Source organism: Microbispora hainanensis (assembly GCF_036186745.1).
GTDB lineage: Bacteria > Actinomycetota > Actinomycetes > Streptosporangiales > Streptosporangiaceae > Microbispora.
The window spans coordinates 4,749,964-4,767,025 of record NZ_CP108086.1 but is presented as its reverse complement, the minus strand read 5'-3'; the positions used below and the strand labels follow the sequence as shown (position 1 = coordinate 4,767,025).

Sequence of the window (17,062 nt, the reverse complement as noted above, 5' to 3'; positions counted from 1 at the left end):
ACGACCGCCTCCCGGGAATATGCGGCTTCCGGGAGGCGGTCAGGCCGTCTTGGGAGAGGCTCCTGGGGGGCTGTCAGGCCGTTTCCACCGTCTTCGTGGCGGCCAGCACGATCTGCTCGCACAGCTCGTGGGTCTCCAGGGCGTCGGCGGCGTCGAGGACGCGGCCCTCGCGGACCGCGTCCAAGAATTCCCGGCAGACCTGCTCGATGCCGCGCTGCCGCGTCGCGGGCACCCAGTCGCCGCGCCTCGTGAGGGTCTCGTCCCCGGCGAACTCGACCACGTCGCCGAGGTTGACGACCCGCCGCTTCCCGCCGCCGCCCATGACCTCGCAGGTCTCCTCGGCCGCGCCGCTGGTGCGGCTCATCACGCCGACGGCGGTGAAGTCGTCCCCGCCGAGCGTCAGCACCACGTGTTCGAGCAGGCCGTCGCGCAGCCGGGTCCTGATCACGGTGTCGGTGACGGGCCCGGGGGCGAGGAAGCGCAGCGTGTCGGCCACGTGGACGAAGTCGTCGAAGATCACCGTACGTGGGTCGCCGGGCAGGTCGCGCCGGTTCTTCTGCATCACGATCACGTCGCGCGGCAGGCCGCGCAGGGCCGCGTACGCGGGGGCGTGCCTGCGGTTGAAGCCGACCATCAGCGACCTGTTCCGCTCGCGGGCCAGCCGTACGAGCCCGGCGGAGGAGGCGGCGTCGTAGGCGAGGGGCTTGTCCACGTAGACGTGCACGCCCGCCTCCAGCAGCGTGGTCACGATCGGGACGTGCGCGCCGGTGGCCGCGTGCACGAACGCCGCGTCGATCCCGGCCTCGGCGAGCGCGTCCACGGAGGTGAAGCGCGCGCCGATCCGGTACGCGTCGCCGAGCCGGTCGAGCGTCGCCCGGTCGCGGGTGCACAGCAGCGGCTCGATGCCCGGCGTCGCCGCCAGAACGGGCAGGTAGGCCTTCTCCGCGATGTCGCCCAGGCCGATGATTCCGACTCTCATGCCGGGGAGACTACCGCCGCCCGTCCAAGGCCGGTGCGCCCCCGCCACCACACCACCGTCTCCTTCACCGCGTCCTCGACCGGTGTCGGCGTGAATCCGAGGACCGCCTGGGACGCCGCGGAGTCGAGCACGTACGGCCGGTCGAACTGATAACGGGTCTCCCCCAGCTCGCGCAGGAACGGCGACCCGAGGCCCGCCGCCTTCAGCGCCCACGACGGCAGCCGCCGCAGGCGCGGCGCCGGGAGGCCGGCCGCCTCGCACACCCGCACGGCGTACTCCCTGATGGTGAAGGGCGGCGCGGTCGGCACGTGCCAGGGCCGGCCCCACGCGCGTTCCTCCTCCGCGGCCGCCGCCAGCGCGCGCACCACATCGGGCAGGTACGTGTAGCTGTGCGGGATGTCGGGGTCGCTCAGGACGAGGCCGGTCTTGCCCGCGAACAGGGGCTCCAGGAGCCGGGGGCCGAGGTAGGACTGGTCGGACGACCGCGGCCCGTAGTAGTCCGAGGCGCGCACCTCCGTGGCCCGCACCCGGCCGGCCTCGTGCGCGGCCCGCATCTCCTCCCACATCCGCGCCCTGACCCTGCCCTTCGTGCCCGTCGCGGCGAGCGGCAGGTCTTCGGTCATCGGCCCGTCCACCGGGCCGTAGCCGTACAGGCAGCCCAGCGTGACCAGGACGGCCCCGGACGACTCGGCGGCGGCCAGCAGCGAGGCGGCGACCGGCGGCCAGTCGATCGGCCATCGGTGATAACGCGGGTTCATGCAGTTGTAGAGCACGTCGGCCCCTTCGGTGACCCGCCGCATCACGGCGACGTCGGCCGCGTCCGCGGCGACCCGCGAGATCCCGGGGCGTTCGGGGCCGGAACCCGAGCGGGTGACGAGGGTGACCTCGTGTCCGCGCTCCGCCAGAGTCTCGGCGAGCCCGCCGCCGACCTGTCCCGCTCCGACGATCACATGCTTGCCCATCACTCCTCCTTCAGACCTGATCGGTCAGCAGCCGCAGCACACCGTCCACGACGTACACGATCGCGAACACAACACCCGCGGTGACGAGCCCGGAGGCCGCCAGGGCCGCCGCCCCCGCGCCGAACCACACGACTTCGAAGACGGCCCTGGCGATCCCGTGGAGCTGGTGCGGCGCCTTGCCTCCCGCCATGAACAGCCCCCACAGCGTGGCGAACACCGCGGGCGTGCCGAGCCCCAGGAGGATCTTCATCAGGATGTTGACCTCCCGCGTGAACCCCCAGTAGCCCAGCGCGAGCAGCACGCCCAGCTCCAGGAAGAACATCACTGCGGCTACCGCTCCCTTGGCCACGGTCAGCATCAGCACTCCTTGTGTTCATTGCTCTCTTGCGAGAGCAATGCTCTCGTATCGGCATGCACTTCGTCAAGAGCAGTGCTCTCTGAACACTGCGGTGCTCTGTTAGCCTGGGCTCATGAATGCGAGCAGGACCGCGCGGGAGCGGGTGAGGGCGGAGCTGATCAGGGAGATCACGGACATCGCCCGGCGACAGCTGGCGACGGAGGGGGCCGGGGGCCTGTCCCTGCGGGCGGTGGCACGCGAGATGGGGATGGTCTCCTCGGCGATCTACCGTTACTTCCCCAGCCGCGACGACCTGCTGACCGCGCTGATCATCGACGGATACAACGCCCTCGGAGAGGCCGTCGAGCAGGCCGACGCCGCCTGCCCGACCGACGACTTCGCCGGGCGCTGGCTCGCCGTCTGCCGCGCCGTACGCGAGTGGGCCCTGGCCCATCCGCACGAGTACGCCCTGCTGTACGGCTCGCCCGTGCCGGGCTACGCCGCTCCGCAGGACACCGTGGGGCCGGCCGTGCGCGACACGGCCGTGTACGGACGGATCATCGCCGAGGCCCACCAGGCGGGCAAACTCACCCCTCCCCCGGTCTGCCCGCCGCCGCCCGCGGTCCTGGCGCAGGACGCGGACGTCGTGCGGGCACTGATGCCGGGCGTGCCGGACGACGTGGTCACCCGCGCGATCATCGCCTGGACGGGCCTGTTCGGCATGGTCAGCTTCGAGGTCTTCGGCCAGTTCAACAACACGATCACCCACCGGGCCGAGCTGTTCGACCACAACATGACCTGCCTCGCCCGCCTGATCGGCCTGCCCGGATAACCGCCCCACCCCCGCCTCATCTCACCGAGGCGCAGTGCGGCCTGGTGACGACACGCCAGGCGGAACTGAACGGTGCGCACCGCCGCGATCTGAGCCGCCTGGTGCAGGCCGGGATCCTCGAACACATGGCACACGGCGTTTACCGCCTGGCCGGCGCGCCGCACCCGGATCTGGTGGATGACGCCGACGCTGACGTGGACCTGAAGCAGGACGAGGAGTTCGCCGAGCGGGTCCTCCAGCTCTTGCCGCAGGTCGGTGCCTATCGCGGGCAGGTCTCGTAGGGTGGCCGGCGCGACAGGAAGCGGTTTATCCGGGCCCGACCCCTTGCAAGCCCGGTGCGGCGATGGGAAGGCCCGCCTCTTCGGCCGCGGCGAGCAGCCGCTTGTCGTACGCCACGAACCAGTCGAGCGCGCGCTCCAGCAGCCGCGCGGCGGACAGGTGAAGGGCGTCGAGAGTCCGCAGCCGGGCCGGCCCGATCTCTGCGGCCGCGTCGAGAAGCGGTGTGTCCACGGGCACCATCCTCAGCCGGGCCATCAGCGCCTTCGCCGTGGAGACCGCCTGAGGTCCGCAGGGTCGTACCGCCCGGATCACCTCGGCCCGGGCCAGTTCACAGGCGACCACCGCCCCGCTCTGCGCCGCCAGCCATTTCTCGAGCGCCGCCGTCTCCTCCTCCCGGACGACCAACTTGACCAGTGCCGAGGAGTCGAGGTAGATCACCGCTCGTCCGCCCTGAGATCCGCCAGCACCTCGCTGGGCACGGGCGCTCCGGGTTCGGGGGGCAGGGCATGCCAGGCGGTCCAGTCGATCTCCACCTCGGGCGGCTTCATGCGGCCCTCCGCGACGAGCCGGTCGGTGACGACACGTTCGTGTGGCAATGCGGTGAGCTGCGCCACCGGCCGCCCCCTCTCCGTGATCTCGACCGTGTTTCCCGCCTGGACCAGCTCCAGGTAGTGCGCGAGCCGGTCGCGCAGTTCCCGGACTCCCACGCTGACGACCTCGTCCGACATGTCCTCAGGCTAACCGACACGGTCCTACCTGTCTGTCAACGGTACACCACTCTGCGTATGCGTACCCTCTGTTTCGGTAGCGGTACACATTCAGCGGTGAACACAAAGGTCGCAGGTCCGGCCGGCGGGCCGCCCGAGATCGACGACGTCGGCGAGGCCATCCGGGACCGGCGGGGGTAGCCACGCGGCTCGAACGCGTCGGTCACGGGACATGCGAAAGGCGGCAGTCGGGGATCTCCCGGTTGCCGCCTTTCGCGTGTTTCACGACAGCTTTGTGGGCTGTTCAGGGCGTACGCTTGCGATTTTGTGCAAGGTCAGGGCAGTGAGGCCGCGGGTCCCGCCGGATCACTGCAAGCTTGGGAGCCGTCAGACGCGGGTGGCGCGGTTGACGGCGGAGATGATGGCCTTGAGCGAGGCGCTCGTCGTGTTCGCGTCGATGCCGACGCCCCACAGGACCTGCGTGCCGTTCGGCCCGCCGACCTCGCACTCGACGTACGACGCGGCCTTGGCGTCGGCGCCCGCGCTCATCGCGTGCTCGGTGTAGTCGAGGACCCGCACCGGCACCCCGATGCTGTCCAGCGCGTCGCAGAAGGCCGAGATGGGGCCGTTGCCGACGCCCTCGATCTCCCGGATCTGGCCGTCCACCCGTACGTCGGCGCTGATCGCGTCCTTGTCGTCCACGGTCGAGGTGTGCCGGTGGGCCAGCAGGCCCAGGCGGCCCCAGGGGCTCGCCGGGTTGGGCAGGTATTCGTCGGCGAACCGCTCCCACATCTCGGCGGCCGTGACCTCGCCGCCCTCGGCGTCCGTACGGGCCTGGATGACGCGGGAGAACTCGATCTGCAGGCGGCGCGGCAGGTCGAGCTGGTGGTCGGCCTTCATGATGTAGGCGACGCCGCCCTTGCCCGACTGGCTGTTGACGCGGATCACGGCCTCGTACGTGCGGCCGATGTCCTTGGGGTCGATCGGCAGGTACGGCACGGCCCAGGTGAACTGGTCGACGGGCACCCCGGCGGCGGCCGCGTCGCGCTCCAGGTGCTCGAAGCCCTTCTTGATCGCGTCCTGGTGGGAGCCGGAGAATGCCGTGTAGACCAGCTCGCCGCCCCACGGGTGGCGGGGGTGCACGGGGAGCTGGTTGCAGTGCTCGACCACGCGCCGGATCTCGTCCATGTCGGAGAAGTCGATCTCCGGGTCGATGCCCTGGGAGAACAGGTTCATGCCCAGCGTGACCAGGCAGACGTTGCCGGTCCGCTCGCCGTTGCCGAACAGGCAGCCCTCGATGCGGTCGGCGCCGGCCATGTAGCCCAGCTCGGCGGCGGCGACGGCGGTGCCGCGGTCGTTGTGCGGGTGCAGGGACAGCACGATCGAGTCCCGGTACGCCAGGTTGCGGTGCATCCACTCGATCTGGTCGGCGTACACGTTGGGGGTGGCCATCTCGACCGTCGCCGGCAGGTTGACGATCACCTTGTGGTCGGGGGTGGGCTGCCAGACGTCGTTGACGGCGTTGCAGACCTCGACGGCGTAATCCAGCTCGGTGCCGGTGAAGGACTCGGGCGAGTACTGGAAGTAGATGTCGGTGCCCTCCATCTCGGCCGCCAGCTTCTTGCACAGCTTGGCGCCCTCGACGGCGATCGCGGTGATGCCTTCCTTGTCCTGGCCGAAGACGACCCGGCGCTGGAGGATGGAGGTGGAGTTGTACAGGTGGACGATCGCCTGACGGGCCCCGCGCAGCGACTCGAAGGTCCGCTCGATCAGCTCGGGCCGGGCCTGCGTCAGCACCTGGATGACCACGTCGGAGGGGATGCGCTCCTCTTCGATGATCTGGCGGACGAAGTCGAAGTCGGTCTGCGACGCGGCCGGGAAGCCGACCTCGATCTCCTTGTAACCCATCCGGACCAGCAGGTCGAACATCTTCAGCTTGCGGTCGGCGTCCATCGGGTCGATCAGCGCCTGGTTGCCGTCGCGCAGGTCCACGGCGCACCAGCGGGGCGCCTTGGTGATGACCTTGTCGGGCCAGGTGCGGTCGGTCAGCCGTACGGGCTCGAACGGCGTGTAGCGATGGAAGGGCATGGGGCTGGGCTGCTGCTCGTTCATGATCTGCTCCTCGTCGGGCGCACGGCGATCCCCGGGCACGACGCAACCGTCGGGTTCGTGAGAGAGGGGCGCCGTTGGATGAAACCAGGGCGGCCGACGCGCATGACTCTCGCACCGCGGCGAGGGAGCCGGCCTCTTACAGGCCCTCGCCGCGGCGGATAAGAAGGAGTCCGCGCAGCATGCCAAGCAGACTAGCAGACCCCCTCAACCGCATGAGACACCCGATCACATTTCGAGACGGAGCCCCAGGTTATGGTGACTCGTGACGAAGGAGGCGACATGAAGGACGACGAGATCCTGAGGCGGATCAGCGACCTGGTCGACGAGGAGCACGCCCTGCGCGAACGGCTGGTCGCGGGCAAGCTGACCTCGGAGGAGGAGCACAACAGGATCGCCTCGCTGGAAGAGCAGCTCGACCGCTGCTGGGACCTGCTGCGCCAGCGCCGCGCCCGGCGCGACGTGGGCGAGGACCCCGACTTCGCCTCTCCCCGTCCGGCCGACGAGGTCGAGAACTACTTGCAATAGCGCCCTCACCACCCCTGTTCCACGATGTGAAAATCAGTCGCGCCCCTGACACTGGGCGCGAAATCCTTGTCGGCATGCAAACGAAGCGCGTCGGCCCCAACGAGAACGACGCCGCGCAGGAGGAAGACGACCCGGACGGCCCGGCAGACCACTCTCCTCTGGCCGGTCTGCACGCCATCGCGCGGGCATGCGACCATCCGGGCCCGGCTATGTCGTGGCGGCAGTTCACGGCGAGCGTACGGAGCGGGCCCGGCGGCGAGCGGGGCGAGGCGTGGGTGGCGGACGACAGCGGCCGGATCGACCACGCCCGAACCGACCGCGCCCGAACCGACCGCGCCCGAACCTACGACGGCCGAACCAGCAGCGGGCAGGGCGGCGGTGACGAGGTCACCGGTGGTTACCTCCTCCACTTCCCGCAGGACGACAACACCCACCTCGCCCTGCTCCGGCTGATGACGCGTCCGGACCGCAGGCGCGAGGGCATCGGCGGCGCGCTGCTCGACCACGCCATCGGCCGGGCACGCGAGGAGGGCAGGCGCGTCCTCGTCGGCGAGGCCGCGGCCGGCGGGCCGGGCGCGGAGTTCGCCAAGGCCCGCGGGTTCTCCCCCGCCTCCACCGAGACCCGGCTGGTGCTCGACCTGCGTACGGCCGACTGGTCCGGCCTCGAACTCCTCCGGGCCCGGGCCGTACGGCACGCCACTGACTACTCGCTCGAACGGTGGGTCGGACCGACGCCCGCCGACCTGCTCGGCGACATGGCCCGCCTCACGGAGGGCATGAACGACGAGCCGCTGGGCGACCTCGCGATAGAGCATCAGCGGTGGACGGCCGGCCGCGTACGCGCCCGCGAGGAGATGCTCGCGCGGGCGGGCCAGCGGACCTACACGATGATCGCCCGGCACACGGCCAGCGGGGAGCCCGCGGGGTTCACCCAGCTCATTGTGGACGCGGAGCGGCCGGAGGGATGGGGCCGCCAGTCCTCGACGACCGTCCTCGCGCCGCACCGCGGCCGGCGGCTCGGCCTGGTGCTCAAGCTGGCCAACATCACCTGGTTCCGCGCCTGCGAGCCGTCGGTCGAGCGGGTCATCACCTGGAACTCCGTCGCGAACCCGCACATGCTGGCGATCAACGAGGCGATGGGCTTCGAGGTCTTCGACACCTGGCACCAGTGGCAGCTCGACATCTGACCGGGAGCGCGGGCCGGCGGTGACGTCTGCCAGGCTCGGAGGCGAACCGCGTGAAGCGTCTCGCCGCCGGGCCTACCTGATCTTCCGGATGAGACGACCCGGTCGGCCGACCGTCCGGGCGCCCCGAGAAGATCTCGGGAACGTCGGCTCGGAACTGGTCGAGGCGCTGCTCGAGGCGGGCCGTTCACTTTGCGGACAGCGGGGACTCACGACTCGGCCAGCGTGCCGTCGGGCGCAGCGCCGGAAGAACGCATCGGCCACTGCGCGGGCCCACCATGGCCGATCAATCGTCATTGATTTGGCGGCCGGACTCGCTGTACGAATGACGGAGGCGAGGTGATCCACGGCGCGACCGCCGCTCTCGTCCCTCCTCGGAACCATCGAAGAACCGGCACAACTGGAGGGTGATGAACCGCTCGATCGGCAGCAGGGGGATCATCGTCAAGGCACTGACCGGGCTCGTCTCAGGCGCGATCGCCGGGGCCGCCATGAGCGCCGCGTACCAGACTTACGGAGCACGGCGTGATCGGCGCCGGTTTCCTCCCCCCGGACGGACGGTCGACGTGGGCGGACGTCGGATCCATCTGTGGATCGCGGGCACGGGCTCACCGAGCGTTGTCATCGTGCCGGGGCTGGGCGAGCCGGGCTTGAACTGGGCCGCCCTGCTACCCGAATTGGCGGTGGAGTCATCGGTTGTCCTATACGACCGCGCCGGTCTCGGGTGGAGCGACCCGTGTCCGTGGTCGGGAACGGCGCTGGGAGCCGCTCGTGACCTGCGACGCGCACTGGACGGGGCGGGGATCGTGCCGCCATATGTTCTGGTGGGGCATTCGGCCGGGGGCAACATTGTCCGGTTGTTTGCGGCCGAAAAGCCCGACGCCGTCGCAGCGGTCGTCCTCGTGGATTCCAGCCATCCCGAGCAGATCCGCCTGCTGCACGGGACGAGAGTCGCCATCACCCGAGAGATGCTGCGCTCGCGCCTGACACCGCTGGGGCTTCGGCGCCTGGCCTTCGACGCGGGATGGAGCGACCGCGCCCGCTGCGAAGCCGAGGCCCGGCGCCTGCCGGCGAAGCTCCTCTCCACCAGAATCGCCTTCGACCTCAGCGACCGGCAACGGCGCGCTGAACTCCGTGAGGCTGCGGCCGCGATCACCGTCAATCCCTGGCAAGTCCGGCGCAGAGCGCCGAGCCTGGGGCCGATCCCGCTCACGGTCATCTCTTCCTGTCCCGACGAACCACTGGGAGCCGACGTCGAGGCGATCGCGGAACAACGCCGCTTCTATTCTGTCTGGTCTCCGCTCCAGGCCGACCTGACCCGTCTGTCCTCGAACGCCGAACACGTTGTCGCGGAGCATGCTGGGCATCACATCCACAGGGACCGGCCCGAGCTGGTCGTCAAGGTGATACTCGACCATCTCCAGCGAGCCCGGACCGAGGCAAGGCGCGATCGATGACCGGCGCCGTGAGAGGGTCGCCTACGAGAACAGATTGATCAGGCACTCACCACTGCGGCTCCGCGGCGGCGAAGGCGACGACCGTGACGACGCCACCAGGCACGTAGCCAGAGGAACTGCGTCGTCGCCAGCAGCGTCAGAACCACCACCGCGTCCACCGTCCCCGACGGCCCGCCGGGTGAGATCAAGGTCCGCACCGCCCCGACGACCAGGGCCACCGTCACCGGAAGAGTGATGGTCGCGAAGACAGCGAGGCAGGCGATCGTCCCGCCCACCAGCACCACTCCGTACACGGCCAACCAGCGGCGCTCGCGGCGGCTCACGTGGACGATCGGACCGGGACGCCTCCGTCCCATCAGCCGCGCCAGCCCGTACCGTACGTAGGCGACGACGTCGCCGTACATGTTGCGGCAGCCCGTGAGATCCTGCAGCACGAAGTACAGGTCCGTGCGCATGAACACGCAGGCCTGGGTGGCCAGCATGGACATGCCGGTAAGCAATGCGATCGAGTACGCGGGATGTGGACCCGTCAGGACGCTGAGGATCACGCAGGCCGCGCATAAGGCGATGTCCACCGCTATCCCGGAAAGATAAACGGTGAGCCGCACTCGGCGCGGTGCGAGCCAGATGCCCGAAACATCTGTCTGCACCGCCAAAAACTGCAGCCTCGTGCCGAAGGCGACCCGTCCGGGAACCCCTGCCGCGCGAGCGGTAACCAGATGCGCCATCTCGTGGACGAAAAGCATCAACCAGCCGACAGCAATCCGTGTGAACAGCACGGCCGCCCCGCTCGGGCTCCACAGGATCGCGCGCCAGTTCGGCAGCAACGCGGGCTGCCTGATGAGAAGGACCACGCCGACCGCGATCAGCGCCACGACACAGATATGCAGGACAGGATCCAGCGTCCAGCGAACACTGCCTGGACGTAACCAAGGAAAGGTCGGACGCGGCGGGTCTGGCGCCGGGACGGGCCTGCCGTCGATGGCGGCCACCAGCCCCGCGTCCGCCAAGTGCCGGACGAAGGAGTCGATGTCCAGCTTGGCGCCAGTCTCCTGCCGAAGCCGCGTCTGGATGTCCTCGACGGGAAGACCGTCGCCCAGCAGGCGCAGAACCCACATGCCGACCTCGGGCAGCGCCACAAAATCGCCGGTCGAAACACGCCCGACGATCCACTCCCCCCGGTCCGGGCGTACGCCGAGCTCGTGCAGCACAACCCTGCTGGTCATGTTCCCTCGGAGGTGAAAAGAACAGCAGCGGAATCCCTGCATATGCGGGAGGGTCGCGATTCCTGTCGCAGGTCCGGCATGTGCGAACGCTCCCTGCTCATCGTTGTGCCCAATGACGTGCGGCTGAGCCGGAATATACCGGCTCAGCCGCGACGGCCCCGCCTATTGGCCGTGACTGTTGCTCTCCAGCATTGTCGTCTCGATCTTGTCGAGTTTACGAATCGAGATGGCCTGCAACTCCTCGGCCTCGTCCAGTGCAGGATGCGTTTCACGTTCCTCTGCCACGAGAACTTCCTCTCAATCATGTTTGGGCCACGAGGTTTCGAAGCCCCGACACGAGCATCATGATCGATCCATAGGAGATGTCAAGGGATGACAATTGGTACAGCCGGCGCGCGGCGGAGGTTTGAAGAGGTCGTGGTGTCCGAGCACGGCGAGATTCATGGCTCGTATTGTCCCCGGCATCGGATCCGGCACATCCGTAATAAGAGAGACAACGGATTGTGCGACCATCTGGCCACTGATTCCCGCCGAGAAGGCGATAACGCCGGGACCGCCGAGATCGACGTCTATTCCGGATCGTCGTTTGGCTATTGCCTGCGCGCTTACGCACTCGTAACACGCGCCCCGAGGCGGCGCGAAGACGCCGCAGGTGACGACAGGACCGGAGTAACCGCCACCGGCCCACGGGACTCCCGCGGCGGCGCAGGCTCGGCTGGCCCAAACCTTGATGTTCTCCGAACCTCGGGGCTCGTCCGCACAGAGCGCCAGGACGTCGTAGCCCTCCACAAGCCGGGAAAGATCGGCCTGGCTCGTAACCCTCGCTCGTGAGCACGTGACGGTGACGTCGGAGTTCACCCGGCTGATCCGATTCGCAGCGACCTCTGCCTTGAACCGGCCGAGGTCGTCCTCCGTGTATAGGATCTGGCGGTTCGGATTTGACAACTCGACCCGGTCCGGATCGACGCAGTGAATCTCCCCGACTCCCGCCGCGGCCAGTGCCCACGCAACGTGCGAACCAGTGCCGCCCAGCCCAAGTACGACTGCACGGGAGCGCTTCAATCTGAGCTGAATCTCCCAATCGTGGGCCCGTGGGGTGAGATCGACACGCCGGAAGAACGCGCGGCTTCTACTGTAGCGTTCGAGTTCGCGTTCACTGAGTTCTGCCGGTATGGCGGCAGCGGCATCCTCGATATAACCCGAGGCCGTCAGAGCCGAAACGATCCGACAGCAGCGTCGCGATAGCATCCGGGTCTCGACTGCCATCCATCAATTGCAATGCCGCCCACACCCAGCCCTCTGGATCGTCTATCTCGGCAGCGATGCCGTAGGTGTCGCCACCGATACGGATGGCCCCGCCGTCAAGCCGGTACGGCCTATGCTCGGACTTCACTTGCGGCATGCGAAATCTAGGCGTCATCCGCGACACTCCCCGTCCCGTAAAACCTTCTGATCATCAGACGGTGAATACAGAATCTCAACCTCTGTCCGAAAACGCGGGACAGCATCCTGTCCTGCTCATCAGAACCCGCTTGAGGCGGCTGGTTTCACGGTTGGTCACACACGCCCTCGTATGGCGACACACCTCGGCCATCGCGCGAACCGGCCGGAGACGGCGGAGGAAGCGGTCGGTCCGTGCGCAGTGCCGGGTCCGGACGGCCCCTGCCGCTGCGGAACCGCTGTGGCGGCGCGGAGCCTCCGGCGCGGCCGAAGGCGTTCACACGTGCGATCGCTTCCTCCCCTCCAGGGTAAGCGCGAGGCTCAGACCGACAACAGCCGGTGGACCTCCTCATCTTGGAGCTCCTCTGCCGGGCCGGATCTGACCACGCGGCCGGCGTCGAGGATCACGAACCCGTCGGCCAGCCGCAGCGCGAGGTCCAGATACTGCTCCACCAGCAGGATCGCCAGACCGCTCGCGTGCAGGCGTTCGACGGCCTCCTCGATCTCCAGGATGATCGACGGCTGGATGCCCTCGGTGGGTTCGTCCAGGATCAGCAGCTTCGGCCGGGTGACCAGGGCCCGCGCCATCGCGAGCTGCTGCTGCTGACCACCCGACAGGAAGCCCGCCGGCCGTTTGAGCAGTGGTTTCAGCCGGGGGAAGACCTCCAGGGCCTCCTCCACCGCCGCCCGGTCCCGGTGCGCCGACGCCTCCAGCGTGACCAGCAGGTTGTCGATCACGCTGAGCTGGGGAAACGTGTCGTGTCCCTGCGGCACGTAGCCCATGCCGAGCCGTACGCGCTGGTCGGGGCGCAGCCGGGTGACGTCCCTGCCCTCGAACGTCACCTTCCCACCGGTCGCCGGGAGCACGCCCATGATGGTGTCGAGCAGGGTCGTCTTGCCGACCCCGTTGCGGCCCATCACGCAGACGAGGCGGCCGGCGGGCACCTCGAGCGAGACGCCGAAGAGCACCCGCGCCCGGCCGTACCCCGACTCCAGTCCCTCAACGGACAGCATCCTCGGCCTCCTCCCGAGCCCGGCCCAGGTAGATCTCCTGCACGCGCGGGTCGGCCCGCACCTGGTCGACCGAGCCCTCCGTCAGCACCTTGCCCTCGTGGAGCACGGTGACCTGGGAGGCGTAGCGACGCAGGAAGTCCATGTCGTGCTCGACCACGATCACGGTGTGGTCGCGGGCGACCTCGGTGAGCAGCTCGCCGGTGCGCTCGCGCTCGCCGGAGGACATGCCGGCGACCGGCTCGTCGAGCAGCAGCAGCCGGGGCCGCTGGACGATCAGCATGCCGATCTCCAGCCACTGCCGCTGCCCGTGCGACAGCACCCCGGCCTTGCTGCCGGCCAGGGAGGCCAGGCCGGTCGTCTCCAGCGCCGCCGTGACCTCCTCCGACACCCCGCGCCTGCGGCGCAGCAGCGACCACAGCGGGCGCCGGAACGACGCGGCCAGGTCGAGGTTCTCCAGCACGGTGAGCTCCTCGAAGACCACCGAGGTCTGGAAGGTGCGGCCCACGCCGAGCCGCACGATCTCGTGCTCCCTGCGGCCCACGAGGTCGTGCCCCTCGAACCGCACCGAGCCCCCGGTGGGCCGGGTCAGGCCCGTGATCACGTCGATGAGGGTGGTCTTCCCCGCGCCGTTCGGGCCGATCAGGAACCGCAGCTCGCCCCGGCCGACGGTGAGGTCGACGCCGTCGATCGCCCGGAAGCCGCCGAAGGCGACCTCCAGAGACCGGATTTCCAGCAGCGTGTCGGTCACACCCGTGCCTCCCTTCTCCGTACGAGGCCGGCGGCAAGGCCCGCGATGCCCTTGGGCGCCAGCGTCATGACGAGCACGAACAGGGCGCCCTGGAGATAGAGCCAGGCGTCCGGCAGTTCCTCGCTGAAGTACGTCCGGGCATAGCCCATGACGACCGCGCCCAGCACCGCGCCGGCCAGCGCGAACCGGCCGCCGACGGCCACCGCGACGACGAGTTCGAGCGAGGGCACGACCCCGAGCAGGGCAGGCGAGATGATGCCGACCACGGGCACGAACAGCGCCCCGGCGATGCCGGCCATGCCCGCCGAGACGGCGAAGGTCAGCGTCTTGACGGTGGCCGGGTTGTACCCGAGGAAGCGCACCCGGTCCTCGCCGTCCCTGACGGCCAGCAGCAGCCGCCCGAACCGGCTGCGGACGAGCTGCCTGGCCCCCAGGTAGAGCACCCCGAGCACGACCGCGACGAGCAGGTAGAGGCCCCGCTGGGTCTCGTCGGCCGCCACGTCGCGGCCGAAGAAGTCGAAGAAGTTGGTCAGGCCGTTCGTGCCGCCGGTCAGCCCCTGCTGACCGACCAGCAGGATCACCAGCGCCGCCGCCAGCGCCTGGGTGAGGATCGCGAAGTACGCCCCGCGTACGCGCTGGCGGAAGACCAGCGCGCCGAGCAGCAGCGCGACCACGACCGGCAGCACGACGACCATGGCCAGCGCGAAGACCGGGTTGCCGAACGGCTTCCACAGCGCGGGCAGCTCTTCCACCCCGCTCCAGACCATGAAGTCGGGCAGGTCCCCGCCCGCGTCGTTGAGCTTGAGATACATGCCCATCGCGTAGCCGCCGAGGCCGAAGAACACCCCCTGGCCGAGCGTGAGCATGCCGCCCTGCCCCCAGGCGAGGCCGATGCCCAGCGCCACGATCGCGTAGCACAGATACTTGGCCAGCAGCCCGAGGCGGAACGGCTCCAGCAGCAGCGGCGCCACCACCAGGGCGAGCACCGCCACCGCCGTGAAGACCGCCGGGCCCTGCCACCGCCGTACGGGCTTGTCCGGCGCCGCCGCGCCCGCGCCCTTGTCCGGGACGGCCGCGTCGGCGCTCTCGACCGGCGCCCTCGTGTCGGCGCCCTCGACCGAGGCCGTCATGTGAGCGCCCTCGATCGGACGAAGAACAGCCCCTGCGGCCGGATCTGCAGGAAGCCGATGATCGCCACGAAGACCACCACCTTGGCGAGGCTGGCGTCGCTCCAGAACTCGGCATAGGAGTTCAGCAGACCGAGGCCGGCCGCGGCCAGCACCGCGCCGCGAAGCTGCCCCAGACCGCCCGCGACGACCACGAGGAACGCGTCCACGATGTAGTAGGTGCCGAGCGTCGGGCCGACCGGCCCGATCAGCGTGAGGGCGACCCCGGCGATCCCGGCGAGGCCGGAACCGATGAAGAACGTCCGCTGGTCGACCCGCCCGGTGTCGATGCCGCTCGTGGCCGCGAGCTTCCTGTTCTGCATCACGGCCCGCATCCGCCGTCCCTGCCCGGTCCTGTTCATGTACGCCCAGATCGCGAGCACCGAGGCCGCGGCGAGCGCCATGATGAACAGCCGGTTGTACGGCAGGATCCCGATGCCGCCGCGCAGCCAGGCGGGCGAGGCGACCTGCACGTTGGGCGCCCCGAACAGGTCACGGGCGAGCTGCTGGAGCATGAGGCTGACGCCCCAGGTGAGCAGCAGCGTGTCGAGCGGGCGACCGTAGAAGCGCCGGATCAGCGTGCGCTCCAGGATCAGGCCCATGACCCCGGCCACCACGAAGGCGGCCGGGAGGGCGATCAGGAAGCCCACGCCCTGCAGCAGGTAGGCCGTGTAGGCCCCCGCCATGATGAACTCACCGTGGGCCATGTTGATCACGCCCATCTGTCCGAACGTGAACGTCAGCCCGAGAGCGATGAGCAGCAGGACCGCTCCGATCGACAGCCCGATCGGCAGCTGGTTGAGCATTCCCTCCATGTCGGCGTCAGACCAGTCCGCCGGCCCAGGGGTACGTCTTGAGGTAGGGGTCCGGCTTGATCGGCTCGCCGGAGTTCCACACCTCCTTGATCTGACCGTCCGGCTGGACGACGCCGATGCGCGCGGTCTTGTAGACGTGCTGGTTGTCGCCGTCGATGGTGACCTTGCCCTCGGGGCGGTCGAGGGACACACCTCCGGCGGCCTTCTTCACGGCCTCCACGTCGGTGCTGCCGGCCTTCTTCACGGCCTCGGCCCACAGGTAGACGGCGTTGTATCCGGCTTCCATCGGGTCGGAGGTCACCTTGTCCGCGCCGTACTTCGCCTTGAACGCGGCGACGAACTTCTGGTTCTCCGGGGTGTCGGTCGTCTGGTAGTAGTTCCAGGCCACGAGCTGCCCGGCGACGTTGTCGACGCCGATGCCCTTGACCTCCTCCTCGGCCACGGACACCGACATGACCGGCATCTGCTCGGCGGTGATCCCGGTGCTCTTGAGCTGCTTGAAGAACGCGACGTTGCTGTCGCCGTTCAGGGTGTTGAAGACCGCGTCCGGCTTCGCCTCGGTGATCTTGTTGACGAGCGTGCTGTATTCGGTGTGCCCGAGCGGGGTGTACTCCTCGCCGAGGATCTCCATCCCGTTCGCCGCGGCGTACGCCTTGATGATTTTGTTCGCGGTTCTCGGGAAGACGTAGTCGCTGCCCACCAGGAACAGCTTCTTCTTGCCCTCCTGCTTCAGATAGTCGAGCCCGGGAACGATCTGCTGGTTGGTCGTCGCGCCCGTGTAGAAGATGTACGGCGAGCTTTCCAGGCCCTCGTACTGGACCGGATACCAGAGCAGCGCCTTGCGTTTCTCGAAGACCGGGAGCATCGCCTTGCGGCTCGCCGACGTCCAGCCGCCGAATACGGTGGCGACCTTGTCCTGCGCGATGAGCTTGGTGGCCTTCTCCGCGAAGGTCGGCCAGTCGGAAGCGCCGTCCTCCACGACGGGCTCCAGCTTCTTGCCCAGCACGCCGCCGGCCGCGTTGATCTCCTCGATCGCGAGCAGTTCGGCGTCCCTGACCGTGACCTCGCTGATGGCCATCGTGCCGCTGAGGGAGTGCAGGATGCCGACCTTTATGGTGTCGGAACCACCAGATGAGGCCGATGTACTATTTGTCGAGGATTGTCCGCCACATGCCGCGAGTGTCGCGGTCGCGAGAGCGAAAGCCGCTCCGGCACGCCATAATGAGTTCCGCAATTGCCTCTCCTTGCCGCTGCGGCCCCCGAGTTGATCCGTCTGCCG

The 17,062-nt window shown here is 69.0% G+C and carries 19 protein-coding genes; 5 read left to right on the top strand and 14 right to left on the bottom strand.

From position 1 onward, the window contains the following. Positions 1-73: 73 nt before the first annotated feature. The 3 genes from OHB01_RS22290 to OHB01_RS22280 are packed head-to-tail and all read right to left on the bottom strand — an operon-like array spanning position 74 to position 2,299. The gene (locus OHB01_RS22290; RefSeq protein ID WP_142649808.1) at positions 74-979 is read right to left on the bottom strand and encodes a Gfo/Idh/MocA family protein; all 906 of its coding nucleotides are present in this window, start codon (positions 977-979) and stop codon (positions 74-76) included. Next, complete coding sequence (locus OHB01_RS22285) at positions 976-1,941, bottom strand: NAD-dependent epimerase/dehydratase family protein (protein WP_142649809.1); 966 nt, start codon at positions 1,939-1,941, stop codon at positions 976-978. Before OHB01_RS22285 ends, OHB01_RS22290 begins: the two co-directional genes overlap by 4 nt. A gap of 10 nt (positions 1,942-1,951) precedes the next feature. Further along, positions 1,952-2,299 (bottom strand): YrdB family protein, encoded by a 348-nt coding sequence (locus OHB01_RS22280; RefSeq protein WP_142649810.1) that lies wholly within the window; start codon positions 2,297-2,299, stop codon positions 1,952-1,954. 112 nt (positions 2,300-2,411) lie between these two features. Between OHB01_RS22280 and OHB01_RS22275 the strand changes: the two genes are divergently transcribed. Together OHB01_RS22275 and OHB01_RS22270 are read left to right on the top strand one after the other, a co-directional pair. Beyond that, positions 2,412-3,110 (top strand): TetR/AcrR family transcriptional regulator, encoded by a 699-nt coding sequence (locus OHB01_RS22275; protein WP_142649811.1) that lies wholly within the window; start codon positions 2,412-2,414, stop codon positions 3,108-3,110. Positions 3,111-3,154: 44 nt separating this feature from the next. Further along, positions 3,155-3,391, top strand: a complete 237-nt coding sequence (locus OHB01_RS22270; protein ID WP_328709551.1) for a type IV toxin-antitoxin system AbiEi family antitoxin domain-containing protein — start codon at positions 3,155-3,157, stop codon at positions 3,389-3,391. Positions 3,392-3,416: 25 nt separating this feature from the next. On the opposite strand, the gene OHB01_RS22265 is transcribed toward OHB01_RS22270, so the two are convergent. The 3 genes from OHB01_RS22265 to leuA form a co-directional block, all read right to left on the bottom strand. After that, positions 3,417-3,827: a type II toxin-antitoxin system VapC family toxin gene (locus OHB01_RS22265; RefSeq protein ID WP_142649812.1), complete on the bottom strand. Its 411-nt coding sequence runs from the start codon at positions 3,825-3,827 to the stop codon at positions 3,417-3,419. Beyond that, positions 3,824-4,117 carry a type II toxin-antitoxin system Phd/YefM family antitoxin gene (locus tag OHB01_RS22260; RefSeq protein ID WP_142649813.1) on the bottom strand — a complete coding sequence of 98 codons (294 nt, stop codon included), beginning with the start codon at positions 4,115-4,117 and terminating at the stop codon, positions 3,824-3,826. Before OHB01_RS22260 ends, OHB01_RS22265 begins: the two co-directional genes overlap by 4 nt. 366 nt (positions 4,118-4,483) lie before the next feature. Continuing rightward, entirely contained in the window at positions 4,484-6,211 is a 1,728-nt protein-coding gene (leuA, locus tag OHB01_RS22255; RefSeq protein WP_328855860.1) for a 2-isopropylmalate synthase, read from the bottom strand. Positions 6,212-6,487: 276 nt separating this feature from the next. Between leuA and OHB01_RS22250 the strand changes: the two genes are divergently transcribed. The 3 genes from OHB01_RS22250 to OHB01_RS22240 all read left to right on the top strand — a co-directional run bounded on the left by OHB01_RS22250 (position 6,488) and on the right by OHB01_RS22240 (position 9,374). Beyond that, positions 6,488-6,733, top strand: a complete 246-nt coding sequence (locus tag OHB01_RS22250) for a DUF2630 family protein (RefSeq protein ID WP_142649815.1) — start codon at positions 6,488-6,490, stop codon at positions 6,731-6,733. Between the two features lie 74 nt (positions 6,734-6,807). Then, on the top strand, positions 6,808-7,920 hold the full coding sequence (locus tag OHB01_RS22245) for a GNAT family N-acetyltransferase (RefSeq protein ID WP_328709550.1): 1,113 nt from the start codon (positions 6,808-6,810) through the stop codon (positions 7,918-7,920). Positions 7,921-8,327: 407 nt separating this feature from the next. Next, complete coding sequence (locus OHB01_RS22240; protein WP_328853921.1) at positions 8,328-9,374, top strand: alpha/beta hydrolase; 1,047 nt, start codon at positions 8,328-8,330, stop codon at positions 9,372-9,374. 38 nt (positions 9,375-9,412) lie between these two features. On the opposite strand, the gene OHB01_RS22235 is transcribed toward OHB01_RS22240, so the two are convergent. The 8 genes from OHB01_RS22235 to urtA all read right to left on the bottom strand — a co-directional run bounded on the left by OHB01_RS22235 (position 9,413) and on the right by urtA (position 17,017). After that, the gene (locus OHB01_RS22235) at positions 9,413-10,600 is read right to left on the bottom strand and encodes a PqqD family protein (RefSeq protein WP_328853920.1); all 1,188 of its coding nucleotides are present in this window, start codon (positions 10,598-10,600) and stop codon (positions 9,413-9,415) included. Between the two features lie 162 nt (positions 10,601-10,762). Further along, positions 10,763-10,885 (bottom strand): hypothetical protein, encoded by a 123-nt coding sequence (locus OHB01_RS22230; protein ID WP_260617397.1) that lies wholly within the window; start codon positions 10,883-10,885, stop codon positions 10,763-10,765. Between the two features lie 57 nt (positions 10,886-10,942). Beyond that, positions 10,943-11,866 carry a HesA/MoeB/ThiF family protein gene (locus OHB01_RS22225; RefSeq protein ID WP_147942309.1) on the bottom strand — a complete coding sequence of 308 codons (924 nt, stop codon included), beginning with the start codon at positions 11,864-11,866 and terminating at the stop codon, positions 10,943-10,945. A 495-nt stretch (positions 11,867-12,361) separates the two neighbouring features. Then, positions 12,362-13,054: an urea ABC transporter ATP-binding subunit UrtE gene (urtE, locus tag OHB01_RS22220; protein ID WP_142649820.1), complete on the bottom strand. Its 693-nt coding sequence runs from the start codon at positions 13,052-13,054 to the stop codon at positions 12,362-12,364. Next, a complete protein-coding gene (gene urtD, locus OHB01_RS22215; protein WP_328853919.1) occupies positions 13,041-13,802 on the bottom strand; it encodes an urea ABC transporter ATP-binding protein UrtD in 762 nt (253 codons plus the stop codon). The genes urtE and urtD overlap by 14 nt, the downstream gene beginning before the upstream one ends. Further along, positions 13,799-14,932: an urea ABC transporter permease subunit UrtC gene (urtC, locus tag OHB01_RS22210; protein WP_142649822.1), complete on the bottom strand. Its 1,134-nt coding sequence runs from the start codon at positions 14,930-14,932 to the stop codon at positions 13,799-13,801. The genes urtD and urtC overlap by 4 nt, the downstream gene beginning before the upstream one ends. Then, a complete protein-coding gene (gene urtB, locus OHB01_RS22205; RefSeq protein WP_142649823.1) occupies positions 14,929-15,783 on the bottom strand; it encodes an urea ABC transporter permease subunit UrtB in 855 nt (284 codons plus the stop codon). Before urtB ends, urtC begins: the two co-directional genes overlap by 4 nt. A 7-nt stretch (positions 15,784-15,790) precedes the next feature. Further along, on the bottom strand, positions 15,791-17,017 hold the full coding sequence (urtA, locus tag OHB01_RS22200; protein WP_142649824.1) for an urea ABC transporter substrate-binding protein: 1,227 nt from the start codon (positions 17,015-17,017) through the stop codon (positions 15,791-15,793). Positions 17,018-17,062 lie beyond the last annotated feature (45 nt).